This is a genomic window from Aeromicrobium sp. WCS2018Hpa-31 (assembly GCF_031843905.1).
In the GTDB taxonomy this organism is placed as follows: Bacteria; Actinomycetota; Actinomycetes; order Propionibacteriales; family Nocardioidaceae; genus Aeromicrobium.
The window spans coordinates 278,989-301,996 of the sequence record NZ_JAVTJF010000002.1 but is presented as its reverse complement, the minus strand read 5'-3'; the positions used below and the strand labels follow the sequence as shown (position 1 = coordinate 301,996).

The window sequence follows — 23,008 nt, the reverse complement described above, 5'->3', positions numbered from 1 at the left end:
CCCTAGGCTGGCGTGACCCACGCCACAGAGGAGACGCCGTGCCCGACCTGCCCGACGCCACGTACCTGACCGACTTCCACGCGTACCGCGCCGAGCACGACCCGGACGGCCGTTGCTGGACCTACCTCGAGCGCACGTGGACCTGGGGCGAGGCCTGGGACGACGTCCGACGCTTCGCCGGGGCGCTGCAGGCCGAGGGCATCGTGCGCGGCGACCGGATCGCCTTCCTCGACAAGAACAACCCGGCCATCCTCACGGCGACCCAGGCGTGCTGCCTGCTCGGCTCGGCCAACGCGATCGTCAACTGGCGGCTGGCCGGCGACGAGCTCGACTACGTCATCAACGACGCCGGGGCCCGCATCCTCTTCGTCGGCCACGAGCTGGCACCGTCGATCGACCTGATCCGCGACCGCCTGGTCGGCGTCGAGCGCATCGTCGTGGTCGGGGGCGACGACGACGAGCTCGAGGCGTGGCTCGCAGCGGCGACCCCCGTCGAGCGCCAGCCCGGAGTCGACCCCGACGACGTGTGCCTGGTCATGTACAGCTCGGGCACCACGGGCCGGCCCAAGGGCGTCATGCTCACCCAGCACAACATGGTCGTGCACACGCTCAGCGCCATGGGCGACATCGAGTACGGACCCGACGACACCATGCTGGTCGCGATGCCGATGTTCCACGTGGGCGGTTCGTCGTACGCCCTGTTCGGTCCCGCGACCGGCACCCACGGCTACATCATCCGCGAGGTCGATCCTCAGCTGCTGGCCGGCGCGATGATGGCCGGGGCCACCCACGCGTTCCTCGTTCCCGCCGTCGTGGCGGCGCTGCTGCAGGCCGGGCCCCAGGCCATGGCGTTGTTCAGCCGGCTGAAGGCGTTCTCCTACGGCGCGGCCCCCATGCCCCTGCCGGTGCTGCGCGGTGCCATCGAGCACTGGCCCGACACCGCGTTCATGCAGGTCTACGGGATGACGGAGATGGGCGGCGTCGTCACGATCCTCGACGACGCGGCACACCGCGACGCCGAGCACCCGGAGCGCCTCGTCTCGGCCGGTCGACCCATCCCCGGGGTCGAGCTGCGCGTCGTCGACGTCACCACCCTCCAGGACGTCGAGCCGGGCGGATCGGGTGAGCTGTGGTGGCGGACCGAGCAGAACACCGTGGGCTACCTCGGCCGCCCCGAGGCCACCGCCGAGCTGCTCGTCGCGGCCGACGACGGAGGCGGCCCCTGGCTGCGCTCGGGTGACATCGGTCGGGTCGACGACGGCGGGTTCGTGTTCATCGAGGACCGCGTGAAGGACATGATCATCACGGGCGGGGAGAACGTGTACTCCCCCGAGGTCGAGCGCGTGCTCGCCGAGCACCCGGCCGTGCTGGAGACCGCGGTCATCGGCGTCCCGGACGACCGGTGGGGCGAGACGGTCAAGGCCGTCGTGGCGTTCCGGCCCGAGCACACCGTGGACCCGCAGGAGCTCATCGACTTCGCCCGTGAGCGGCTGGCCCACTACAAGGCCCCTCGCACGGTCGACGTCGTCGAGGCCCTGCCCCGCAACCCCTCGGGCAAGATCCTCAAGCGGGACCTGCGCAAGGGCTACTGGCCGAGCGACGGCCGCCAGGTCTGACACGATCCCGGACACCACACGGGAGAGGACATTAAGACGGTCCCGACCCTCCAGGGGTGTGGGCCGGGACCGTGTACCTCAAGGATACATGCCCGAGCGGCTTTCGTCTCCCTCGCGGTCGGATGAACTCTGGTTACGAATGTTTTACGCCACGAACCTGCCGCTCGGACGCCGCGGCGAGAATCCCTCGTGCACCTGACAGGACGCCACACGTTCCGTAGCCTTCGGACCATGCCTACGGTGACTTCCCCCCCGTCTCACCTCGGCGCAGGGCGGCAGGCCTTCACCCTCGCCTGCGCGCTCCTCGCGTCCGTCCTCGTCACGCTCGCTCTGCCCGGGCCCGCCTCGGCGGCCACCCCGGCGGCGCCCGGTGACCGGACCGCCTACGCCTTCGACGCGTGCGTCGCGCCGAGCACCAAGGTCATGGACGCGTGGATGCGCGACTCGCCCTACTCGGCCGTCGGCATCTACGTGTCCGGCAACTCCCGCTACTGCGGGGACCGCTACCAGCCGAACCTCTCCAAGTCGTGGGTCCAGCACAACGCCGACGCCGGGTGGGGCTTCATGCCGATCCACGTGGGCTACCAGTCGCCCTGCTTCAAGAACAACCCGCAGAGCCGCGTGCAGAAGAAGAGGATGTCGACGTCGCAGACGACGGCCCGCAAGCAGGGTGCCGCCGACGCGCGCGAGGCCATCGCCGCGCTCAAGAAGTACGGCTTCGGCGCGGGTTCGGTCGCCTACCTCGACATCGAGTGGTACGCCCGCACCACCACGTGCGACAACGCCGTGCTCGCGTTCTCCGACGCCTGGACCGAGACCCTGAAGGCGTCGAAGTTCCGCTCCGGGATCTACTCCAGCGGCTCGGCCGCCATCAAGCTCGTCGACGACGTCCGCTCCGGCGCCAAGAAGTTCTCGGGCTTCACGCAGTTCGACCAGGTGTGGTTCGCGTGGACGAACAAGAAGGCGAACGTGGACGGCGGTCCGTACCTGTCCGACACCGGCTGGAAGAACGCCCGCATCCACCAGTTCCACAACAACGTGAACGAGACGTACGGCGGGCACCGCCTCACCATCGACCGCAACCTGATGCGCGTGGGCACGGGGTCCGTGGCCACCACGGAACCGCGGTCCTGCGGTGTCGACCTCACGCTCGCGTCCTACCCGACGCTGCGCGCGGGCTCGAAGGGCAAGGCCGTCGAGGCCCTGCAGTGCCTGCTCCAGGAGCGCGGCCTCAAGAAGTCCGTGACGGGCGAGGTCGGGTCCGGCACCGTCTCGGGCATCAACGCGTACCGCGCGAGCAAGGGCTGGAGCCGCAACGGCGTCGTCAGTCGTCCGGTGTGGACCGCACTCCTCGCCGAGGGCTCGACCCCGAAGGTCCTGAAGTACGGCTCGACGGGCTCGGCCGTCTGGAGGCTGCAGCGCTCGCTGCGCGCCGCCGGCTACGCGCCGTCGGTGAAGGGCGTGCTCGACACCGCCACGGTCAGGGCCGCCCAGCAGCTGCGCCGCGACAACAAGCAGGCCGCACTGCAGACGGTGACCTCGTCGCAGTGGTCGCTGCTGCGCCGCGGCAACCTCTGACGGCAGCGGGTCGGGTCCCGGTCCGCGCCGGCCCGTCCGACCCCGACCCTCCGACGGGGCGGCTACGCGTCGTCGAGCGGCAGGTGGGGCGAGAGGTCCGAGCGCTGCCCCGAGGCCCGCACCCGCGTCCGGTCGGCCGACGCCTCGCTCCAGGCCAGTGACCCGCGGGCCAGGGCGATCCAGGTGGCTGCGTCCATCTCCACGACGGCCGGCGGCGTGCCGCGGGTGTGCGTGGAGCCCTCGATGCACTGGACTGCCGCGAAGGGCGGGACGCGCACCTCCACGCTGCGACCGGGCGCCCGCTGGGCCAGCGCACCCAGGTAGTGCTTGACCAGGGGCTTGACCACGTCGCGGGCGTCGTCACCGTCGTCGAGCCGGGCCAGCAGGCCGTCGACGACCTCCGGCGTGAGCAGGGTGGACGGGCGCGCCACGCGGCTCAGCCGCCGAGGACGGGACCGAGCACCGCGGGCAGCGTGGCGCTCCACGCGTCGCGCAGGTCCGCGAGGTCGATCGTGAACTGACCGGCCACCTCGTAGGCCGAGCCGCCCGTGCGACCGATCGACGTGAGCTCGACCCCGTGCTCGGCCGCGATCTCCGCGACCTCGTCGTGGTGGTGCTCGGGGACGGCCAGCAGGGCACGCGCGGCGGACTCGCTGAACAGCTGCACGAACGGATCGTCGTCGAGCACGACCCGCACGCCGACACCGTGCGCGAACGCACCCTCGGCCAGCGCCATGGCGAGACCGCCGTCGGACAGGTCGTGCGCCGACGTGAGCAGCCCGCGCCGACCGGCCTCGCGCACGACGGCGGCGAGCGCCTGCTCGGCGGCGAGGTCGACCGTGGGGGGCAGCCCGCCGAGGTGACCGTGCACGACGTCGGCCCACGACGAGCCGGACAGCTCCTCCCGCGTCTCGCCGAGCACCAGCAGGTGGTCGTCGTCGCGGGTGAAGCCCTGGCGGACGCGCTGGCGCACGTCCTCGATGACACCCAGCACGCCCACGACGGGGGTCGGCAGGATGGCCGTCTCGCCGGTCTGGTTGTAGAAGCTCACGTTGCCGCCCGTGACGGGGATCCCCAGCTCGGCGCAGCCGTCCTTCAGCCCGTGCGTGGCCTGCTCGAACTGCCACATGACCGCCGGGTCCTCGGGGGAGCCGAAGTTCAGGCAGTCCGTGACGGCCAGCGGCAGGGCGCCGGTGACCGCGACGTTGCGGAACGACTCCGCGAGGGCCAGCTGGGCGCCCGCGTACGGGTCGAGCTTGGCGAAGCGGCCGTTGCAGTCGGTCGAGACGGCCACGCCGAGGTTGCTCCGCTCGTCGACGCGGACCATGCCGGCGTCCTCGGGCTGAGCCAGGACCGTGTTGCCCTGCACGTAGCGGTCGTACTGGTCGGTGACCCACGACGGGTCGGCCAGGTTGGGGCTCGTGACGACCCGCACCAGCTGCTCGCCGATCTCCTCGCCGGTGGCCGGACGCGGCAGCGCCTCGGCGGTGTCGGCCTGCAGGGCGTCCTGCCAGTCGGGCCGCGCGTACGGGCGCTCGTAGGTGGGTCCGTCGTGCGCGACGGAGCGCGGGGGCACGTCGACGATCGTCTCGCCGTGCCAGTCGATGACCAGGTGCTCGCCGTCGGTGACCTCGCCGACGACGACGGCCTCGACGTCCCACTTCTCGCAGATGGCCATGAACGCGTCGAGGTGCTCGGGCTCGACGACGGCCATCATGCGCTCCTGGCTCTCGCTCATGAGGATCTCCTCGGGCGAGAGCGACGGGTCGCGCAGGGGCACGGTGTCGAGCTCGACGTGCATGCCGCCGTCACCGGCGCTGGCCAGCTCGCTCGTGGCGCACGACAGACCGGCCCCGCCGAGGTCCTGGATGCCGTTGACGACCTTGGCCGCGAACAGCTCGAGGGTGCACTCGATGAGCAGCTTCTCCATGAACGGGTCGCCGACCTGCACGCTGGGCCGCTTGGCCGGACCATCCGCGTCGAACGTCTCGGACGCGAGGACCGACACCCCGCCGATGCCGTCGCCACCGGTGCGGGCGCCGTAGAGGACCACCTTGTTGCCGACGCCGGAGGCGAACGCGAGGTGGAGGTCCTCGTGGCGCAGCACCCCCACGCAGAGCGCGTTGACGAGCGGGTTGCCGAGGTAGGTCTCGTCGAAGACCACCTCGCCACCGATGTTGGGCAGGCCGAGGCAGTTGCCGTAGCCACCGACGCCGGCCACGATGCCGGGCAGCACACGGGCGGTGTCGGGGGCGTCGAGCGGGCCGAAGCGCAGCGGGTCCATGACCGCGACGGGGCGCGCGCCCATGGCGAGGATGTCGCGGACGATGCCGCCGACGCCCGTGGCCGCACCCTGGTACGGCTCGACGTAGCTGGGGTGGTTGTGCGACTCGACCTTGAAGGTGACGGCGTAGCCCTGTCCGATGTCGATGACGCCCGCGTTCTCACCGATGCCGGCGAGCGTCTTGCCCAGCGGGGTCTCCTGCGGCAGCTCGCCGAACTTCTTCAGGTGCACCTTGGAGGACTTGTACGAGCAGTGCTCGCTCCACATGACCGAGTACATCGCCAGCTCGGCGCCCGTGGGACGTCGCCCGAGGATCTCGACGATGCGGTCGTACTCGTCGGGCTTGAGCCCCAGCTCGGCCCACGGGAGCTCACGCTCGGGCGTCTCCTGCGCGTGGGCGACGGTGTCGAGCTGGCGCGTGCTGTCGGGCGAGGCGTCGGTCACGGACTGAATCCTATCGGCGGGGCTGCCCCGGTCGTCGGGCATGTCCGTGCGACCGGCTCAGCGAACGCCCGCCAGGTAGAGCGCCAAGGCGAAGGGGAAGAGCACCACGGCCGCGAAGCCGACGAGCGCACCGAGGACCGATGCACCCGCGCGCCCCCCGTCGAGGCCCTGCGGACGCAGCCACCACGACCCCGCGGAGCACCCGACCAGCACGGCCCCGCTCAGCAGCAGGAGCCAGAGGGCGAAGGTCGTGAGCCCGTCGGCCTGGAGGGCCGTCACGACCGCGGCGGGATCGCCTTCGAACCGCGGCGAGACGTAGGCCACCAGACCGCCGGAGACGACCACGACCAGCAGCGAGGCGCACAGACCGCCCAGCGACCCGCCCCAGGCCAGGCTCCGCGCCGCGCCGTGCTCGTTCTCCATGGAGGGAACCTAGCCCGTGACGACGCGCAGGGTCAGCGACGCCACGGCGCCCTCGTGCACGTCCTCCGCCATGCGCACGGCCTTCTTGACCGGCAGCACGTAGGCGCGGTGCTGCTTCGACGGGAACACCGACGTGCGCCACGTGGAGCCGCCGATCGTCACCTCGACCCGGACCGACCCGAACCCGGCGGCCGTGGCGCCGAAGCGCTCCTCGACCTCGTCGGAGACGTCCTCGGGGACGGTGACGAAGTGCCAGGCGCCGTCGCGCCACAGTGCGCGTTCGAAGGTCCAGGTCGCGTCGTCCACGCCCCCATCCTGACCCGTCCGGCGGTGCGCTGTCGCCCGAGGACCGGACGAGGAACGGGCGTCAGCGCCAGGTGCCGCGCTCGTACTGCAGCGGGTAGAGGCCGTCGGGCGCGTCGCCGAGCTCGTGGGCGGCGCGCTGCGGCCAGGCGGGCTCGCGCAGCGCCGCGCGGGCCAGCAGGACGAGGTCGGCGTCGCCACGGGTGAGCACGTCGTCGGCCTGCTGCGGGTCGGTGATGAGACCGACGGCGCCCGTGGGCAGCCCGGAGCCCTCGCGCACCTCGCGGGCCAGCGGCACCTGGTAGCCGGGACCCACGGGGATCTCGGCCGGGAGCAGACCGCCGCTCGAGACGTCCACGACGTCGACGCCGTGGTCGGCCAGCAGCCGCGACAGCCGAGCCGTCTCGTCGACCGTCCAGCCGTCGTCGAGCCAGTCGGTGGCCGAGAACCGGACGGTCAGCACCTTCTCGTCGGGCCACACGGCGCGCACGGCGTCGACGACCTCGACCACCAGGCGGGTGCGGCCCTCGAACGAGCCGCCGTACTCGTCGTCGCGCTGGTTCGACAGCGGCGACAGGAACTGGTGCAGCAGGTACCCGTGGGCGGCGTGGACCTCCACCAGGTCGAAGCCGGCGGCATCGGCCCGACGGGCCGCGTCGGCGAAGTGACCCGGGATCGCCCGCACCTCCTCGAGGTCGAGGGCCCGCGGGGTGGCGTAGCCGGGGAAGGCGAGCGCGGACGGGGCGACCGTCTCCCAGCCGCCCTCGTCGAGCCCGACGCTGCCCTCGCCCGTGGTCGCGGCGCGCGGGTGCGCGAACGGGGCGAACGTGGAGGCCTTGCGGCCGGCGTGCGCGAGCTGCACCCCGATCGGCGTGCCCTCCGCGTGCACCGCCTCGACGATGCGCGCCCAGGCCTCCTGCTGCTCGACGTTCCACAGCCCCGTGTCCTCCGGGCTGATCCGACCCTCGGGCACCACGGCGGTCGCCTCGGTGACCAGCAGGCCGAAGCCGCCGGTCGCGCGGGCGCCCAGGTGCACGAGGTGCCAGTCGGTCGGCACGCCGTCGCGGGCGAAGCACGAGTACTGGCACATCGGTGCGAGCCAGATGCGGTTGCGGGCGGTGACGCCGCGCAGGGTGACGGGTTCGAGGAGAGCGCTCACGTCAGGTGGCCAACGCGGCGCGGGCGGCCGATGTTCCCCGCCCCGCACCCCACGGCTCAGGGCTCAGGGCTCAGGGCTCAGGGCTCAGGGCTCGACGGTCGGCCAGGGCTCGTGGATCGGGTCCTTGGGCAGACGCTTGACCTTGCGGGTGCGCCGGCGTCGGCTGGGGATCATCGAGCGCATCTCCTCGAGCTTGCCGAAGCACAGCAGCCGGTCGCCCGCCTCCAGGACGTGCGAACGCCGCGGGTTCGGGATCACCTGGGTGCCCCGCTGCAGGGTGAGCACCGAGATGTCGCGGTCGCGCAGGCCGCTCTCGCCGAGCGGCTTGCCCACCATGTCGGAGGCCGCCTGGACAAGCAGCTCGGCCACGCCGTACCCCGTGGAGACGGTGAGCCGCTGGCGCACGTCGATCTCGGGGAACGCGACCTGGTTGTCGATGTGGTCGATGATCGCGCCCGCGACGTCGAGGTTCGTGGCCGACTCGATGCCCTCGAGGCCCGGCGAGGAGTTGACCTCCATGACCAGGGGGCCGTCGTCGCCCTCGAGCATGTCGACGCCCGCCACCCGCAGGCCCATGATCTGGGCGGCGCGCACGGCGACCCGCTCGTACTCCGGGTCGAGCGAGACCGCCTCCACCGAGCCACCCCGGTGCACGTTGGAGCGGAACTCGTCGCCCTTGGCCACGCGGCGCATCGCCGCGACGACCCGGTCGCCGACCACGAGGGCGCGGATGTCGCGGCCCTTGCTCTCGGCGACGAAGCGCTGGATGAGCACGTTCTGCCGCGTGCTCTGGAGCGTCTCGATGATCGCCTCGGCGACCTTGATCTCGGGCGCCAGGATCACGCCGATGCCCTGGGTGCCCTCCAGCAGCTTGATGACGACCGGCGCCCCACCGACCCGCTCGATGGCCGCGATCACGTCGGCCCGGTCGCGCACGAAGGTCGTGGCCGGCATGCCGATGTCGTGGCGCGACAGGATCTGGCTGGCGCGCAGCTTGTCGCGCGAGTTCTGGATCCCCCACGACGTGTTGGGCGTGAAGACGTCCATCTGCTCGAGCTGGCGCACCACGGCCGTGCCGTAGTACGTGATGGAGTTGCCGATCCGGGGCAGCGCCGCGTCGTAGTGCGACAGCGGCTTGCCGCGGTACTGCAGGTCGGGCTCGGGCCCGGAGAGATCGATCGCGAAGCGCAGCGTGTTGAGGACCTTGACCGTGTGGCCCCGGTCGAGCGCCGCGGTGCGCAGGCGCTGCGTACTGTACGAGCGAGGCGCACGTGACAGGATCGCGAGTTTCATGGACTCCCCGAGCTGGAAGGACGGACGATTGACGCACCCACCTTCCTACACCCCCGCCCCAGCCGCAGGGCCGGACGGCGGCCTGCTCGACCAGACCCTGGTCGGCTGGCGGGAGTGGGTCCGTCTCCCCGACCTCGGCGTCCCGTGGATCAAGGCCAAGATCGACACCGGCGCCCGGACGTCGTCGCTGCACGCCTTCGACATCGAGCCCGACGACCACGGCCGGGTGCGGTTCAGCATCCACCCCTGGCAGGGCACCGACGAGGATCCCGTGCAGGTGGAGCTCGACGTGCTCGACCTGCGCGAGGTCCGCTCGTCGTCGGGTCACGTGGAGGAGCGCTACGTGGTGGTCCTCGACCTCACGCTCGCCGGCCGGGTGGTGCCGTCCGAGGTGACGCTGTCGCGCCGCGACGAGATGGGCTTCCGCATGCTGGTCGGCCGCGAGGCCCTGGCGCAGGGGTACCTCGTCGACTCCAGCGAGTCCTACCTCGGTGGCCGACCACCCGTGCGGGTCCGCCGCCGGAACCGAGGTCGATGATGGCGCGTCCGTCCTTCGAGATCGGGCCGATCCGGGTGCGCCCGGGACAGGCCAAGGCGGTGTCGCTGCCCATCACCCGGCTCGTGACCGGCGCCGACGTCGACCTGCCGGTGCGGGTGGTGCACGGCCGCGAGGACGGTCCCACGGTGTGGGTCGACGCCGCGATCCACGGCGACGAGGCGGTCGGCGTCGAGGTGATCCGCCAGGTGCTCGCCGACCTCGACCCCAAGTCGATGCGGGGCACGCTCATCGCGATCCCCATCGTCAACGTGCTCGGCTTCATGACCGGTGACCGCTACCTGCCCGACCGCCGCGACCTGAACCGCTCGTTCCCGGGCTCGGCCCGCGGGTCGCTCGCCTCCCGCATCGCGCACCTGATGATGACCGAGGTGGTGGCCAAGTGTGACGTCGGCATCGACCTGCACACGGGGTCGGACCGGCGGACCAACCTGCCGCAGATCCGCGCCGACCTGGAGGACGACCGCACCCGTGAGCTGGCCGAGGCGTTCGCCGCACCGGTGATGCTGCACGCCAAGATCCGTGACGGGTCGCTGCGGGCGGCCGCGCGCGAGGCCGGTGCCACCGTGCTGCTCTACGAGGCGGGCGAGGCGTGGCGCATGGACGCCTGGGCGATCGACGCCGGCGTTCGCGGCGTCCGTCGGGTGCTCGCCGCGCTCGGCATGACCGAGCCGGCGGACGAGGATCCGCCCGCCCCCAGCCAGGCGTCGTACCGGAGCAGCTGGGTGCGGGCTCGCGGCACCGGCATGCTGCACCTGGAGGTCGCCCTCGGCGAGCACGTGACCGAGGGCCAGCGCATCGGTGGCCTGTTCGACTCCTTCGGCAAGCGGGTGCGCCTCGTCCACGCCGAGCGGTCCGGCGTCGTCATCGGCCGCACCGAGGCCCCCGTGGTCAACAGCGGCGACGCCGTCGTGCACGTCGCCGAGGTCTGAGCCACCTGGCGGGGGCCTGGCGCTCCGCCGCCAGAGCGGCGGGGCCGTGCCAGGGGCCCGGGAACCCTCCGCGCCCGTCTTCGCGGCGCACAGGAATCTCATCGGCGCACGGATAGCAACCCGTGCGCCGATGAGATTCCCGTGCCTGGTGAGAGATTCCCAGGTCGACCTGGGAATCTCGGGGACGGGTCAGGCGAGGTCGGCGAGCTCGACGTTCGGGTCGGCGAGGCGCTCGGCCGACACCTCCTGGCCGACGAGGGCGCGCAGGTCGTCCTGGACGTCCCAGATGTTGACGTTCATGGCCGCGGTCACGACGCCGTCGCGCTGCCAGAAGACGATGAACTCGCCGTCCCCGGCGCCGTCGTCCAGCTCGCCGCGAACCACCACGTCGTCGTCGCCCGACCCGTGGCCGACGTACTCCATGCCCAGGTCGTACTGGTCGGTGAAGAAGTACGGCTCCCAGTCGTACGCCGCGTCCTGGCCGAGCAGCACCGACGCCACGGCCTCGCCCTGGCGCACCGCGTCGTCCCAGTGCTCGACCCGGACCGCCTCGCCGCGACCCGTGTGGAGCGTCGAGGCGACGTCGCCGATGGCATACACGTCGGGATGGCTGGTCGCGAAGTGCTCGTCGGTCACCACGCCGTCGTCGACGAGCAGGCCGGCCGCCTCCGCCAGCTCGACGTTGGGCGTGGCGCCCACACCCAGCACGACCACGTCGGCCTCGAGCACCTCACCACCGCCGAGGCGGACGGTGCGCGCGGTCACGGCGTCGACCCGCTCTCCGGTGCGCAGCGTGACCCCGTGCGACGTGTGGACGTCCGCGAAGTAGCGGCCCAGGCGTTCGCCCATGACCGACGCCAGCGGCACGTCGCCGCGGAGCACGACGGTGGTGCTCAGGTCGTGGTGCCGCGCGGCGGCGGCGACCTCGAGACCGATCCAGCCGCCGCCGACGACGATCACCGACGACGCGTCCGCGAACGCGGCCGTCAGCCTCTCGACGTCGGCCGCGTTGCGCAGGAAGTACGCGTCGGCCCCGCCGGCGATGGAGTCCGGGACGGCGGGCCGCGCGCCCGTGGCGAGGACCGCCTTGTCGTACGGCACCACCTGACCGTCGGCGAGGTGCACGCGGTGCGCCTCGACGTCGAGGCGCTCGGCCGCCACCCCGGTGACCAGGCGGACGTCGTGCTCGTCGTACCACTCCTGGGGCTGCACCGTGGCGTCGTCGAGCGGCGCCTCGCCGAGCAGGACGTCCTTCGACAGGGGCGGCCGTTCGTAGGGCAGCCGGTCCTCGTCGCCCACGATCGTGAGTGCTCCGTCGTGCCCGTTCTCGCGCAGGGCGGCGGCCGCCTTGGCCGCGGCGAGGCCGCCCCCGATGATGACGATGTCCATGCTTCGAGCCTGCCACGGATGGTCTCCGCGGCAACCCGGGTCACGGCGTGCCACGATGCCCCTACGCCACCCAGGGGGGAACGACTCATGCGCCGCTCGGTTCGACTCGCCACGACGGCTCTCGCCGTCCTCGCCGTCCTCGCCGGATGCGGCCAGGGGGGATCCGACCCGGAGCCGACGGCGTCCGCGTCCAGCCCGGCACCGCTGCCCACCGAGGAGGCCACGATCGAGGGCGCCCTGCCCACCCTGGACCAGGTGCCGGGCGCCTCGGAGGTCGACTTCCAGTGCCCGAAGGACGAGGAGAAGTGCGCCGGGTCCGACGCCGGCCACCCGTTCTGGGCGTTCTCCGCACGCCTCGACTCCGTCGGCAACCCCGTGGACATCGAGCGCAACGGCACCACGAGTGCTCCCAACGACGTCGCGGTCGTCAACCTCAACCTGCTCGACGACGCCGAGGCGGCCCGCACCTTCATGGCCGGTCTGCGCAAGGACCAGGAGCCCTACGACGGCACGTTCGAGATCCCCGACCAGCCCGTGGACGGCGGCGGTGTGGTCCCGGCGAGCTCGGGCGAGGGGTCGCTCGACGACGTCACCGTGCAGGGGCTCGACGGCTACCTGAGCTCCTACCGGCTCGACTCGGCCGAGACCGGCGACCCGGCCCAGCGCGTCGTGAGCCTGCTGGTGGGCGAGGGCCGCGTGGTGGTCGGCGTGTTCGTCAGCATGTCCGCACCGGGCCGCGACGCCGACGCCGCGGAGCAGCTCGCGCAGCGCCTCGCCCGCGACACCGTCGAGCGTCTCCGCAAGGGTGCGGCCACGTTCACCCAGTAGGCGCCTTCGGGGCAGCCTCGCCCGTGCGCAGGACACCGACCGTCGATCCGTCCGCGGCGACTGCGACCAAGGTTCCGGCGTCGGGTCGGAGCGAGGCGACGTCGGCCAGGCGCTGATCGATCCCCGAGCACCCGCGTAGCGAGCGGAGTGCATCGCCCTCCACGACGACCTGGTCACCGTCGGCGGCCCAGGTCAGCCCACTGAAGCCGTTGCACCCGTCGTACCCGGTGAGCGTGCCGTCCGGGTGCAGCTCGATCCACGGCCGCTCGTCGACACCGGCCGACTCGCTCGTCCACCGACCCTCGATCGCGGCGGCCTGTTCCGACGGCGCGACCTTCGCGGGCGGGGGTCGGCGATCAGGTCCGGGTGCACCGGTGCACCCTGCGAGGACCAGGGCGGTCGCGAGCACCAGCACGGCTGGACGGCGTCGAGGTGTCATGTGTCTGTTCTGTCGCGACCGGCGCGATCGTCTCGGCCCATGGGCTCAGTCCGGGTCGGTGAGCAGGACGCCGAGGTCGGTGCCGTCGGGTCCGACGGCACGCAGGTGGCCGTCGTCCCACACGAAGGTGGTCGCCTGGCCGAGCCAGGTGTCGACGTCGGGGCAGGCCATCAGCGTCGAGACGCGTGCGCCGCTCGTGACGACCTTCTTGCCGTCGAGCGACCACTGCTGGCCGCCGAAGCGGTTGCAGCCGTCGTGCCCGGCGAGGTCGCCGTTGTCGCGCAGCTCGAGGAACGCGCGTGGCGGGCCGCCCTCGGGCAGCCACCGCCCGACGACGTCGGTCCGTGCCGGCGTGCTCACTCGCTGCCGTAGAGGTCGTCGGAGGTCGCCGTCGTCGGCGACGACGGCGCCGCGGAGGCGAGCACCCCTCGCCGACGTCCACCGGGAAGCCGCTGCGCCAGCGTGCCCAGGGGCTCCACGGCCCCGCTCAGCACCGCGACCGCCTGGTTGAGGTTGGGGATGGCGTTGCCCAGCGCTTCGAGCCGCGGCACGATCGCGTCGAACGTCGCCCCCAGCGACACCAGCTGGTCGAGCGTCCCGCCCGGCATCAGCAGGTTCTCGAGGATGCCCTCCTCCTCGAGCAGCTTCTCGAGCAGGCCGCCGGGCTTCAGCACGTTCTCGAGCGTGCCGTCCTGCTCGAGGATGCGGTCCAGCGGCCCGCCGGGCACCAGCATCCGCTCGATCGGGCCGCCCGGCGCCGTCAGCCGCTCGAGCGGCCCGTCCGGTGCCAGCAGGCGGTCGAGCGAGCCTCCGGGCGCGAGGAACCGGTAGAGCGGTCCGTCCTCGGCCAGGGCGCGGTCGAGCGGGCCGTCGGCCTCGAGCAGCCGCACGAACGGGCCCTCCTCGGACGCCATCCGGTCCACGAGCCCGTCCCGCTGCAGCGCCTTGCCGACGGGTCGGTCCTCGGCCGTGATGTCGGCGACGAGGTTGCCGAGCGCGATGATCCCGCGCTCGTCGGCCAGCAGCTTGGCGAGCTGCTCCAGCAGGCCGTCCTCGCCGATCAGCACCGCGATACGGGTCCCGTAGCCGCCCTCGCGCAGGATCGGACCGTCCGGTGCGGCCAGCTGTCCCAGCGCCAACGTCGTGCGCGTGGCCGAGATGGTCACGCGCAGGGGCAGGGTGGCCAGACCGACGAGGTTCATGCTCGCAGCGTAGGACCGTGACAGTGGCGGTGTCACGTGGTTGTCCGACCCGTGCTCCAACGTCGCGAGGGTCCGTCAGGACCGCACGAGCCGGACGGCCCCGTCCCGGCGGGGATCGGCGGCCGCCTCCAGGTGCAGCTCGCCGGCCGCGTCACGGCGCAGCAGGGTCGCACCCACCCCGCCGTAGTACATCGTCAGGTCGGTCTCGACCTTGACGACCTCGTCCGGTCGTCCGGCGCGGTGCACGTGGACCCGCGGATGGTTCACCGCCTGCTGCAGACTCATGCCGCCGTTCGTGAAGCCCGCGACCACCTGGGCGACGGCCGTGGAGATCCTGTCCGCGCCGGGCGAGCCGATCGCCAGCGCCGCACCGTCGCGGTGGTGCGCGACCGTGGGCGCCATGTTCGACAGCAGACGCGTGCCCGGCTCCAGCCCGTGCAGGCCGCGGGGGTTGAGCTCCTGCTCCCCCAGGCAGTTGTTGAGCCAGATGCCGGTGCCCCGCGCGATCATCCCCGAGCCGTAGCCCGAGGAGACCGTCACCGAGCAGGCGCCACCGTCACCGTCCGTCGCCGAGACGTGCGCGGTCGAGCCCGCCGACCGCACCTCGTCGTCCACGGACGCCAGGTAGGCCAGCGCGTCGGCCACCAGGTCGTGGCTGTGGTCGAGCACGTCGAGCCGGTGGCCCAGCACGGCGCGCTGCACCTCGACGAGGCGTGCCACGTCGGCCTCGGACCAGCGGCCGTCGACCACGGCGTGCGGTGTGCCGTCGAGCAGTCGCAGCATCGCCGCGACGCACACGCCACCCACCGCCGGCGTGGGGTTGGTGCCGAGCGTCCAGTCCCCCAGCTCGACCCGGAGCGCCGGGCGCACGACCGGTCGGTAGGCCGCGAGGTCCTCGACACCCAGCAGTCCACCGCGGGCCTGCACGTCGTCGCAGACGAGTCGGGCCAGGTCGCCCGTGTGCAGCGCTGCGGCACCGTCGGCCGCGATGACCTCGAGCGTCGCGGCCAGGTCGGGCACCACCACCAGATCGGTCGTGACGGCACCTGAGGCGTCGTGCACGCAGGCCCGGCTCTGCTCGTCCCACCCGAAGATGTCGTCGTGCACGTACTCCAGGTAGTACCGCGAGGCGGACCCCAGCCGGAACCCGCCGCGCGCGACGTCGACGGCCGGCGCCACGATCTCGCGCCACGGCACCGTTCCCCAGCGCGCGTGCGTCTCCTCGAACGCCGCCACGGCACCGTGCGCGGCCACCGACCCCGGCCCGATCGTGACCGTCACGCCGCCGCCGTAGTCCGTGCGGACGTCCCAGGTCCCGGTGTCGGGATCGGCGTCGATGTCGGGCCGTGCCGGCGTCGAGGGGCCGGAGCGTGAACCGCGGCCCGGCATGTCCATCCACCCGTCGACGGTGACCGGCGCGGACCCGTCGGCCGGCTGGACCGTGACGAACCCGCCCGAGCTGAGCGAGACGATGCCGACCTCGTTGACCATGGTCACGAGCGCGGCGGCGAGGGCGGCGTCGACCGCGTTCCCGCCGGCCAGGGCCACCTGCTCCCCCGCGTCGGCCGCCGCCTCGTTGGGTGCGGCGAGCGCGACGTCAGGCATGGACGCAGGCTAGTCTCCCGCGCCCCGACCCCGCGATCCGACGGGTCGGTGAGGATCGGGGGCGAGGAGGACGTCACGATTCCGTCGAATCGCGTCGTGGGGGCGGTCGCCGGTAGAGTGGACGGCGGTGTGCCGGGAAGTCTGGTCGGCGTCAGTTCATCGACCCCATTGGAGATCGTGACCCCATGACCACCCCCCGCCGTCGCCTGTTCAGCCGCGGCTCCTGGCCGGAGGCGCAACGCATCGGCGAGCTGGTCCGCGCCGAGACCTTCGGTGGTGCGCTGCTGATGATCGCGGCGATCCTGGCGCTGATCGCGGCCAACACGACCGACACCTACGAGCAGGTCCGCGACACGGTGATCGGCCCCGCGTCGCTGCACCTGGACCTGTCCATCGGTGCGTGGGCCGCCGACGGCCTGCTGGCGATCTTCTTCTTCGTGGTCGGGCTCGAGCTCAAGCGCGAGTTCGTCGCGGGCGACCTGCGCGATCCCTCCCGTGCGGCAGTCCCCATCGTGGCCGCCATCGGCGGCATGGCCATGCCCGCACTGATCTACGTGGCGATCAACAGCATCAGCGACGCCGGGCGACCGGTCGGCTGGGCCATCCCGGCCGCCACCGACATCGCCTTCGCCATCGCCGTGCTCGCCGTCGTCGGCTCGTTCCTGCCCACCGGCCTGCGCCTGTTCCTGCTCACGCTGGCGATCGTCGACGACCTCCTGGCCATCACGATCATCGCGATCTTCTACACCTCCGACCTCGACGCGATCTGGCTGCTGCTCGCCCTGCTGCCCATCGCGGCGTTCGGCGCCCTCGTGCAGCAGCGCATCCGATCGCCCTGGCTGCTGATCCCGCTCGCGGTCACCGCCTGGGCCCTCGTCCACGCCTCCGGGGTCCACGCCACCGTCGCCGGCGTGCTGCTCGGCTTCACCGTCCCGGTCCTGCGTCGCGACGGCCAGGAGGGCCCGGGCCTCGCCGAGCACCTCGAGGAGATCGTGCGGCCGCTGTCCTCGACCGTGGCCGTCCCGGTCTTCGCGTTCTTCTCCGCAGGCGTGGCGATCGAGGGCGCCTCCGGGTTCGTCGAGGCGTTGCGGGACCCGGTGACCCTGGGCATCATCGCCGGGCTCGTGATCGGCAAGCCGCTCGGCGTCCTCCTCTTCACCTGGCTCATGGCCCGGTTCACGAAGGCCGAGCTGGACGACGACCTGGAGTGGATCGACCTCGTCGGCGTCGGGCTGCTCGCGGGCATCGGGTTCACCGTCGCGCTGCTCGTGGGCGAGCTGGCGTTCGGTGTCGGCAGCGAGTCCGACGAGCACGTGAAGGTCGGCGTGCTGCTCGGCTCACTCACGTCGGCCCTGCTCGCCGTGGTGGTGCTGCGCCTGCGCAACCGCACGTACCGGCTCATCCACGAGCGGGAGACCCGCGACGACGACGCCGACGGCATCCCCGACGTCTACCAGGGCTGAGACGCGGGCGTCAGCACGTCGGCACGAGGGGCCGCGACCACGCACGCTCGACGTCGAGCTGGCCGGTGCGGGCGAACAGCTGCACCTGCTGCGTGGTGGCGAGTGCCCCGGCCAGGTCCGCGAGGTCGGCCGGCGCGAAGCCGAGGCCCTGCCAGAACGGACCGGACCGGCGGCTGAACAGCCAGGCCGTGGTGGCGCCGGACTCGGCGGCTCGGTCGAGGGCGAACCGCGCCAGTCGGGCCCCGTGGCCGCGAGCACGACGATCGGGGGCCACGGCGACGCTGCGGACCAGCACGTGCGCCCCGTCGTCGCCTGCCTCGTAGCCGGTGCTGCCGACCACGGCGCCGTCGACGTCGCGCTCGATCCAGCAGCGCAGGCCCGGGGCGTCGAGCCCGGCGACCGTCAGGTCGGCGTCGCGGAGGAAGCGAGCGAGGTCCGGCACGTCAGCGGCACGCACCGGCAGGAGCACCGTGGTCAGTCCCCGTCGGGCTCGTTGTCGAGCGAGCTCCAGTCACCGTCGGACTCGAGCGTGCGGCTGCCGCTCTCGGTGGACACGACGATCGAGCCGTTGCGGCCGACGATCTCGTAGAGCGTGGAGCCCTTCTCGCCGACGAACGCATCGTTGCCTGCGTCGTAGTCGCCGGCCATGTCGATGACGTCGTCGCCCGCGGGCTTCACGACCACACGGAACCGCTCGCCCGAGGAGTTCCGCCCGCACACGGACGCCTTGGAGCCGTCGGTGGTGGTGGTCTTGTAGAGGATCACCGGGTAGGTGCCTCCGCAGCCGAGGTCGAGTCCCGACGCCTCCTGCTGGCGCGCGTTGACCACGCGGGTCCCGCAGTCGGGCAGCAGGCTGTCCTGCTCGACGCCCTCGACGTTGACCTGCGTGTCGGCGTCCTCGCAGCTCGTGGTGGCGGACTCGGCGGGGCTCGGGGTCCCGGTCGGCGACGGCGACGGCGAGGCCGAGGGGCTCTGCGTGCTCTCCGGCTCCGAGCTGGGGGATGCGAGCGGCTCGGCGTCGTCGCCTCCACCGCCGATGAGGGCCCAGCCCCCGAGGCCGGCGAGCACCACGAGGACCAGGCCGACGAGGACCAGCCTCAGCTTGGGGTTCACGCGCGGCACCTCCCGGGATCGACAGCCGGTCGGTGATCGACGACCAGCACAGCCCTCGACACTAGCAAGACGTCCCGGCGACGTGGGGTCGGACGCGTCCGTGGTGGGATCAGGGCATGCAACCGGCGCAGCTGTCCCACCGCTACCTCGAGGCGCTCGAGGCCGGCGACCTCGCCGGCGTCCTGGCGCTGTTCGCCCCTGACGCGACGGTGGTCTCGCCCCTGTACGGAACCCTCCCGGCGACGGAGTTCTACCCGCTCCTGCTCGCGGACACCGGCCAGTCGCGGCTGACGCTGCGGACGACGATGACCGGCGAGGTCGACGGCCGCACCGTCGTGAGCCTGTGGTTCGACTTCGACTGGACCCTGGCCAGCGGCGAGCCCGCACCCTTCACCGTGGTCGACGTGGCGGAGCTCGACGCGGACGGTCGGATCACGCGGCTGCACATCGTGTACGACACCGCCCCGATCCGCGCGGCCTTCGACCGTCAGCGCGGCGCCGGACCGGCCTGAGCAGCGCGAGCTTCCCGGTCACGTCACGCGCGGGTCGCGAGGATCGCTCCGTGCGACCGGGCGGGGCGATCGGTTCGCGACTCGGTGTGCGTGACGGCGAAGCCGGCCGCCTCGACCTCGGACGACAAGAGGTCGACGGGCCAGTAGTGGGCCGTGGTGATCGCGTGCTCGAACGGTTCCAGCGTCGGGCCGGTGAAGAACCCCAGCGCGAGACCGCAGCCGGGCCGGATGCAACGGGCGAGCTCGGTCAGGGCTGCGCCGATCTGCTCGGGGGCGGTGTGGATCAGTGAGTACCACGCGAGCACCCCGCCGAGTGAGCCGTCGTCGACGCCCAGGGCCTCGGCTCGCCCGACCCGGTAGCGCTGGACGGGGTAGGTGGCCTGCGCCCTCTCGACGAGCTCAGGCACCGGATCGACGCCCTCGACATCCGTGCCGAGTCCGGCGAGATGGTGCGTCCACTGCCCGGGTCCGCAGCCGACGTCGAGCACAGGCCCCTCGATACGACGGGCCCATCTCTCGACGAGTGCCAGGTCGGGGGCGGCCACGTGCTCGATCCGGCCGACCGCCTCGACGTACTCGTCCGCTCTCGCTCCGTACGAACCGCGGACGGACTCGAGTGACATGCCCCCAAGCCTCTCGCACGGGACGACCGTCCCCGAGCCGGGTGCTCGCAGGTCAGCCCGCCCGACTCACTCCCACTCGATGGTGCCCGGCGGCTTGCTGGTGATGTCGAGGACGACGCGGTTGACGTCCTCCACCTCGTTGGTGATGCGGGTCGAGATCCGCTCGAGCACCTCGTAGGGCAGGCGGCTCCAGTCGGCGGTCATCGCGTCCTCGCTGGAGACGGGGCGCAGCACGATCGGGTGGCCGTAGGTGCGGCCGTCGCCCTGCACGCCCACCGAGCGGACGTCGGCGAGCAGCACCACCGGGAACTGCCAGATGTCACCGTCGAGCCCGGCCGCCGAGGTCTCCTCGCGCACGATCGCGTCGGCCCGACGCAGGATCGCGAGCCGCTCGGCGTCGACCGCGCCGACGATGCGGATCGCGAGGCCGGGACCTGGGAACGGGTGCCGGCCGACGATGGCCTCCGGGATGCCGAGCTGGCGGCCGACCTCGCGCACCTCGTCCTTGAACAGGGTGCGCAGCGGCTCGACGAGCGAGAACTCGAGGTCCTCGGGCAGGCCGCCCACGTTGTGGTGGCTCTTGATGTTGGCCGCACCCTCGCCGCCGCCGGACTCGACGACGTCGGGGTAGAGCGTGCCCTGCACCAGGAACTTGACCGGCGGGCCCGGGGTGGCCAGCACCTCGCGCTCGGCCTCCTCGAACACGCGGATGAACTCGCGGCCGATGATCTTGCGCTTGGTCTCGGGGTCGCTCACCCCGGCCAGGTGGCCGAGGAACCGCTCCCGCGCGTCGACGACCTTGAGGTCGACCCCCGTGGCCTCGACGTAGTCGCGCTCGACCTGCTCGGCCTCGCCCTCGCGCAGCAGCCCGTGGTCGACGAAGACGGCGGTGAGCCGGTCGCCCACCGCGCGCTGGACCAGAGCGGTCGAGACGGCCGAGTCGACGCCGCCGGACAGTGCCGAGATGACCCGGGCGTCGCCGACCTCGGCGCGGATCTTCTCGACCTGCTCCTCGACGATGTTGACGCTGGTCCACGTCTGACGGCAGCCGGCGATGTCGACGAGGAACCGCTCCAGCACCTGCTGGCCGTGCTCGGAGTGCAGGACCTCGGGGTGCCACTGCACCCCGGCCAGTCGGCGGTCGGTGTTCTCGAACGCCGCCACCGTCGCCCGCGGGGAGCGCGCGTTGACGGTGAAGCCGTCGGGTGCGCCGACGACCTCGTCGCCGTGCGACATCCACGAGGTGATGGGGCCGGGCAGTCCCTGGAGCAGGGTCCCGGGGTCGAGCACCTCCACCGAGGTGCGTCCGTACTCCCGTTGGCCGGTGCGGGCGACGTCGCCGCCGAGCGCGGCCGCCATGGCCATGAAGCCGTAGCAGATGCCGAAGACCGGCACGTCGGACTCGACCATGGTCGGGTCGAGCTGGGGGGCGCCCGGCTCGTACACCGACGACGGGCCGCCCGAGAGGATGATCGCGGCCGGCTTGCGGGCGAGGATCTCCTCGACGGGCATCGTGTGCGGCACGATCTCGGAGTAGACGCGCGCCTCGCGGACCCGCCTCGCGATCAGCTGCGCGTACTGGGCGCCGTAGTCGACGACGAGGACGAGGTCGTGGTCTGGAGTCACCCCGTCATCGTATCGGTCGAAATATTTCTCCAGACCCTCGTAACCCCCTCTGGGGAGCGTCGTTGATCAGGACGGATCTCACTACACTCCCTCCCGTGAGATCCACCGTGCCCGCTCCTCGTGGCACATACAGGACCCGGCCCGTGAGCTCCCTCCAGGCCGGGTCCTGTGCTGTCCGGCACTCCCCCGCCCCAGCGCCGTAGATTGGCTGCGATGTCCGTCCTCGAGATCGTCCTCTCCGTCACCTGCGCCGCGCTGGCCGTGTCGCTCGTCGTGGCCTGGGGCCTGTTGCTCGGCGCACGCCGTCGCATCGCGCAGCTGAAGCGGGCGATCCGGACCGAACGGCCGCGCATCCGGCTGGTGCCCACGCCGTCCGACGCCGTCCGCACCGTCGTCGGCACCGCGATCAGCCTGAAGGACAAGGGCTTCAGCGGAACACTGCGCAGCTCGATCGACGACCTCGCCCGCTGGGCCGACGTGGAGCGTCCCGACCTCGCCCGCATGGCCTCGCGCGACGGGACCGTGGCGATCCTGTTCTCCGACATCGAGGGCTCGACGGCCCTCAACCACGCCCTGGGCGACCGCGGCTGGGTGCAGCTGCTCTCGCGGCACGACGCGGTCGTCAACCGGGCCGTCAGCCGCAACGGCGGCTACGTCATCAAGACCCAGGGCGACGGCTTCATGGTGGCGTTCACCGACGCCGCCCAGGCGGTGGCCGCCGCGGCCGAGGTGCAGCGTCGGATCACCCGCGCGCGGCCCGGGTCACGCCTGAGCGGGGTGGCGGTACGGATCGGCGTTCACCAGGGCTCGGCGGTGCACCGCGACGGCGACCTGTTCGGCCGCAACGTCGCCTACGCAGCACGCGTGGCGGCGCAGGCCGAGGGCGGCGAGGTGCTCGTGAGCGACGGTGCGCTCGAGTCGCTGGAGGAGACCCATGGCGAGGACAAGCCTGCCGTGCTGGAGAGCCGCGAGGTCGACCTCAAGGGGATCCCGGGCACGCAGGTCGTCCACGCCATCGACTGGAAGGTCTGAGCGCGAGCGCTCGGCCACCCGCTCGGCCGGTGCGGATCCCACCATCTCAGCGCTGAGACGGTGGAATCCGCACCGCGCGGGGCATGGCCGCCCGATGCGGTGGAGAACTCACCGCTCGGGGGGGGTCAGTCGAGGCGCTCGGTGGCCTTCTGCTGCAGCTTCGAGGCGAAGTTCGGGTCGTGGTCGAGCAGCTCGGCCACGTCGGAGTCGGTCAGGTGCAGCGCCTTGACGGGCGTCTTCGCCACGACGGTCGCGTTGCGCAGCTTGCCGTTGACCAGGGCCATCTCACCGATCACGTCGCCGGCCTCCAGCTCGGCGATCGGCTGCTTCTGACGCCGCACCTCCATCGTCCCCTCGAGGATGATGTACGCCTTGTCCGCGGGGGTGTTCTCGATCATCACCGCCCAGCCCTCGGGGATGTTGACCGGACGACCGACGCCGGCGAGCTTCTCGACGGTCTCGGCGTCGAAGTCGGTGACGCGGGTGAGCGCGTCGATGGTCTCGCGGTCTGCCTTGCGTGCCATGGCTTCCTCTCGGTCGTGCGACACCGGGGTGGGAGGGCGCCGCAACTCGTCCAACGACTCGAGC

At 72.3% G+C, this 23,008-nt stretch carries 24 protein-coding genes and 1 pseudogene; 8 read left to right on the top strand and 17 right to left on the bottom strand.

Translation table 11 applies throughout. From position 1 onward, the window contains the following. Window positions 1-38: 38 nt before the first annotated feature. Together RQG84_RS03620 and RQG84_RS03615 are read left to right on the top strand one after the other, a co-directional pair. Window positions 39-1,616: an AMP-binding protein gene (locus tag RQG84_RS03620; RefSeq protein ID WP_055963725.1), complete on the top strand. Its 1,578-nt coding sequence runs from the start codon at window positions 39-41 to the stop codon at window positions 1,614-1,616. A gap of 240 nt (window positions 1,617-1,856) precedes the next feature. Beyond that, window positions 1,857-3,194: a glycoside hydrolase domain-containing protein gene (locus RQG84_RS03615; RefSeq protein WP_311208895.1), complete on the top strand. Its 1,338-nt coding sequence runs from the start codon at window positions 1,857-1,859 to the stop codon at window positions 3,192-3,194. 62 nt (window positions 3,195-3,256) lie between these two features. On the opposite strand, the gene RQG84_RS03610 is transcribed toward RQG84_RS03615, so the two are convergent. The 7 genes and pseudogenes from RQG84_RS03610 to RQG84_RS03585 form a co-directional block, all read right to left on the bottom strand. Further along, entirely contained in the window at window positions 3,257-3,625 is a 369-nt protein-coding gene (locus RQG84_RS03610) for a sterol carrier family protein (protein ID WP_311208894.1), read from the bottom strand. Between the two features lie 5 nt (window positions 3,626-3,630). Then, window positions 3,631-5,922 carry a phosphoribosylformylglycinamidine synthase subunit PurL gene (purL, locus tag RQG84_RS03605; protein ID WP_311208893.1) on the bottom strand — a complete coding sequence of 764 codons (2,292 nt, stop codon included), beginning with the start codon at window positions 5,920-5,922 and terminating at the stop codon, window positions 3,631-3,633. Between the two features lie 57 nt (window positions 5,923-5,979). Continuing rightward, window positions 5,980-6,345: a hypothetical protein gene (locus RQG84_RS03600; RefSeq protein ID WP_311208892.1), complete on the bottom strand. Its 366-nt coding sequence runs from the start codon at window positions 6,343-6,345 to the stop codon at window positions 5,980-5,982. A gap of 9 nt (window positions 6,346-6,354) precedes the next feature. After that, window positions 6,355-6,651: a DUF1905 domain-containing protein gene (locus tag RQG84_RS03595; protein WP_311208891.1), complete on the bottom strand. Its 297-nt coding sequence runs from the start codon at window positions 6,649-6,651 to the stop codon at window positions 6,355-6,357. Between the two features lie 61 nt (window positions 6,652-6,712). Next, the gene (locus RQG84_RS03590) at window positions 6,713-7,807 is read right to left on the bottom strand and encodes an NADH:flavin oxidoreductase/NADH oxidase (RefSeq protein WP_311208890.1); all 1,095 of its coding nucleotides are present in this window, start codon (window positions 7,805-7,807) and stop codon (window positions 6,713-6,715) included. A gap of 84 nt (window positions 7,808-7,891) precedes the next feature. Then, window positions 7,892-8,176: a cation:proton antiporter regulatory subunit gene (locus tag RQG84_RS18095; RefSeq protein ID WP_369797004.1), complete on the bottom strand. Its 285-nt coding sequence runs from the start codon at window positions 8,174-8,176 to the stop codon at window positions 7,892-7,894. A 63-nt stretch (window positions 8,177-8,239) separates the two neighbouring features. Next, window positions 8,240-9,100 (bottom strand): annotated as a pseudogene (locus tag RQG84_RS03585) (RimK family alpha-L-glutamate ligase); the annotation flags it as partial. Here RQG84_RS03585 and RQG84_RS03580 point away from each other — a divergent pair. Both RQG84_RS03580 and RQG84_RS03575 read left to right on the top strand, forming a co-directional pair. Beyond that, a complete protein-coding gene (locus RQG84_RS03580) occupies window positions 9,099-9,638 on the top strand; it encodes a RimK/LysX family protein (protein WP_082480286.1) in 540 nt (179 codons plus the stop codon). The pseudogene RQG84_RS03585 and the gene RQG84_RS03580 overlap by 2 nt on opposite strands. Then, a complete protein-coding gene (locus RQG84_RS03575; RefSeq protein ID WP_311208889.1) occupies window positions 9,638-10,588 on the top strand; it encodes a succinylglutamate desuccinylase/aspartoacylase family protein in 951 nt (316 codons plus the stop codon). The genes RQG84_RS03580 and RQG84_RS03575 overlap by 1 nt, the downstream gene beginning before the upstream one ends. 189 nt (window positions 10,589-10,777) lie before the next feature. Here RQG84_RS03575 and RQG84_RS03570 read toward each other — a convergent pair whose 3' ends face one another. After that, window positions 10,778-11,977: an FAD-dependent oxidoreductase gene (locus RQG84_RS03570; protein ID WP_311208888.1), complete on the bottom strand. Its 1,200-nt coding sequence runs from the start codon at window positions 11,975-11,977 to the stop codon at window positions 10,778-10,780. A gap of 87 nt (window positions 11,978-12,064) precedes the next feature. Between RQG84_RS03570 and RQG84_RS03565 the strand changes: the two genes are divergently transcribed. Beyond that, on the top strand, window positions 12,065-12,805 hold the full coding sequence (locus RQG84_RS03565) for a hypothetical protein (protein WP_311208887.1): 741 nt from the start codon (window positions 12,065-12,067) through the stop codon (window positions 12,803-12,805). Here the strand turns inward: RQG84_RS03565 and RQG84_RS03560 are convergent. The 4 genes from RQG84_RS03560 to RQG84_RS03545 all read right to left on the bottom strand — a co-directional run bounded on the left by RQG84_RS03560 (window position 12,795) and on the right by RQG84_RS03545 (window position 16,051). Beyond that, the gene (locus RQG84_RS03560; protein ID WP_311208886.1) at window positions 12,795-13,244 is read right to left on the bottom strand and encodes a hypothetical protein; all 450 of its coding nucleotides are present in this window, start codon (window positions 13,242-13,244) and stop codon (window positions 12,795-12,797) included. The two genes, RQG84_RS03565 and RQG84_RS03560, sit on opposite strands and share 11 nt — an antisense overlap. 45 nt (window positions 13,245-13,289) lie before the next feature. Next, window positions 13,290-13,604, bottom strand: a complete 315-nt coding sequence (locus tag RQG84_RS03555) for an META domain-containing protein (RefSeq protein WP_055963695.1) — start codon at window positions 13,602-13,604, stop codon at window positions 13,290-13,292. Beyond that, on the bottom strand, window positions 13,601-14,446 hold the full coding sequence (locus RQG84_RS03550; protein ID WP_311208885.1) for a hypothetical protein: 846 nt from the start codon (window positions 14,444-14,446) through the stop codon (window positions 13,601-13,603). Before RQG84_RS03550 ends, RQG84_RS03555 begins: the two co-directional genes overlap by 4 nt. Window positions 14,447-14,521: 75 nt before the next feature. Beyond that, window positions 14,522-16,051 (bottom strand): gamma-glutamyltransferase, encoded by a 1,530-nt coding sequence (locus tag RQG84_RS03545; protein ID WP_311208884.1) that lies wholly within the window; start codon window positions 16,049-16,051, stop codon window positions 14,522-14,524. Between the two features lie 185 nt (window positions 16,052-16,236). Here RQG84_RS03545 and nhaA point away from each other — a divergent pair, with 185 nt between their 5' ends. Continuing rightward, window positions 16,237-17,514: a Na+/H+ antiporter NhaA gene (nhaA, locus tag RQG84_RS03540; RefSeq protein WP_311208883.1), complete on the top strand. Its 1,278-nt coding sequence runs from the start codon at window positions 16,237-16,239 to the stop codon at window positions 17,512-17,514. Window positions 17,515-17,524: 10 nt separating this feature from the next. Here the strand turns inward: nhaA and RQG84_RS03535 are convergent, their stop codons facing one another. Both RQG84_RS03535 and RQG84_RS03530 read right to left on the bottom strand, forming a co-directional pair. Then, window positions 17,525-17,971: a GNAT family N-acetyltransferase gene (locus tag RQG84_RS03535; RefSeq protein WP_311208882.1), complete on the bottom strand. Its 447-nt coding sequence runs from the start codon at window positions 17,969-17,971 to the stop codon at window positions 17,525-17,527. 17 nt (window positions 17,972-17,988) lie between these two features. Next, window positions 17,989-18,627, bottom strand: coding sequence for a hypothetical protein (locus tag RQG84_RS03530; RefSeq protein WP_311208881.1), 639 nt, complete (start codon window positions 18,625-18,627; stop codon window positions 17,989-17,991). Window positions 18,628-18,743: 116 nt separating this feature from the next. On the opposite strand from RQG84_RS03530, the gene RQG84_RS03525 reads away from it, so the two are divergent. Then, window positions 18,744-19,139, top strand: coding sequence for a nuclear transport factor 2 family protein (locus tag RQG84_RS03525; RefSeq protein ID WP_311208880.1), 396 nt, complete (start codon window positions 18,744-18,746; stop codon window positions 19,137-19,139). A 23-nt stretch (window positions 19,140-19,162) separates the two neighbouring features. On the opposite strand, the gene RQG84_RS03520 is transcribed toward RQG84_RS03525, so the two are convergent. Together RQG84_RS03520 and guaA are read right to left on the bottom strand one after the other, a co-directional pair. Further along, window positions 19,163-19,762, bottom strand: a complete 600-nt coding sequence (locus RQG84_RS03520) for a class I SAM-dependent methyltransferase (protein ID WP_311208879.1) — start codon at window positions 19,760-19,762, stop codon at window positions 19,163-19,165. 66 nt (window positions 19,763-19,828) lie between these two features. Beyond that, entirely contained in the window at window positions 19,829-21,388 is a 1,560-nt protein-coding gene (guaA, locus tag RQG84_RS03515; RefSeq protein ID WP_257728781.1) for a glutamine-hydrolyzing GMP synthase, read from the bottom strand. A gap of 213 nt (window positions 21,389-21,601) precedes the next feature. Here guaA and RQG84_RS03510 point away from each other — a divergent pair, with 213 nt between their 5' ends. Then, window positions 21,602-22,420, top strand: coding sequence for an adenylate/guanylate cyclase domain-containing protein (locus tag RQG84_RS03510; RefSeq protein WP_056556168.1), 819 nt, complete (start codon window positions 21,602-21,604; stop codon window positions 22,418-22,420). 125 nt (window positions 22,421-22,545) lie between these two features. Here the strand turns inward: RQG84_RS03510 and RQG84_RS03505 are convergent, their stop codons facing one another. Beyond that, window positions 22,546-22,944 (bottom strand): cyclic nucleotide-binding domain-containing protein, encoded by a 399-nt coding sequence (locus tag RQG84_RS03505; protein ID WP_055963666.1) that lies wholly within the window; start codon window positions 22,942-22,944, stop codon window positions 22,546-22,548. Window positions 22,945-23,008 lie beyond the last annotated feature (64 nt).

Bases quoted from the DNA above. Each gene is read 5' to 3' on its own strand.
- RQG84_RS03600 (WP_311208892.1), bottom strand. From the start codon at position 6,345: ATGGAGAACGAGCACGGCGCGGCGCGGAGCCTGGCCTGGGGCGGGTCG.
- RQG84_RS03580 (WP_082480286.1), top strand. From the start codon at position 9,099: ATGGACTCCCCGAGCTGGAAGGACGGACGATTGACGCACCCACCTTCC.
- RQG84_RS03575 (WP_311208889.1), top strand. From the start codon at position 9,638: ATGGCGCGTCCGTCCTTCGAGATCGGGCCGATCCGGGTGCGCCCGGGA.
- RQG84_RS03570 (WP_311208888.1), bottom strand. From the start codon at position 11,977: ATGGACATCGTCATCATCGGGGGCGGCCTCGCCGCGGCCAAGGCGGCC.
- RQG84_RS03565 (WP_311208887.1), top strand. From the start codon at position 12,065: ATGCGCCGCTCGGTTCGACTCGCCACGACGGCTCTCGCCGTCCTCGCC.
- RQG84_RS03560 (WP_311208886.1), bottom strand. From the start codon at position 13,244: ATGACACCTCGACGCCGTCCAGCCGTGCTGGTGCTCGCGACCGCCCTG.
- RQG84_RS03550 (WP_311208885.1), bottom strand. From the start codon at position 14,446: ATGAACCTCGTCGGTCTGGCCACCCTGCCCCTGCGCGTGACCATCTCG.
- RQG84_RS03545 (WP_311208884.1), bottom strand. From the start codon at position 16,051: ATGCCTGACGTCGCGCTCGCCGCACCCAACGAGGCGGCGGCCGACGCG.
- nhaA (WP_311208883.1), top strand. From the start codon at position 16,237: ATGACCACCCCCCGCCGTCGCCTGTTCAGCCGCGGCTCCTGGCCGGAG.
- RQG84_RS03525 (WP_311208880.1), top strand. From the start codon at position 18,744: ATGCAACCGGCGCAGCTGTCCCACCGCTACCTCGAGGCGCTCGAGGCC.
- RQG84_RS03520 (WP_311208879.1), bottom strand. From the start codon at position 19,762: ATGTCACTCGAGTCCGTCCGCGGTTCGTACGGAGCGAGAGCGGACGAG.
- RQG84_RS03510 (WP_056556168.1), top strand. From the start codon at position 21,602: ATGTCCGTCCTCGAGATCGTCCTCTCCGTCACCTGCGCCGCGCTGGCC.
- RQG84_RS03505 (WP_055963666.1), bottom strand. From the start codon at position 22,944: ATGGCACGCAAGGCAGACCGCGAGACCATCGACGCGCTCACCCGCGTC.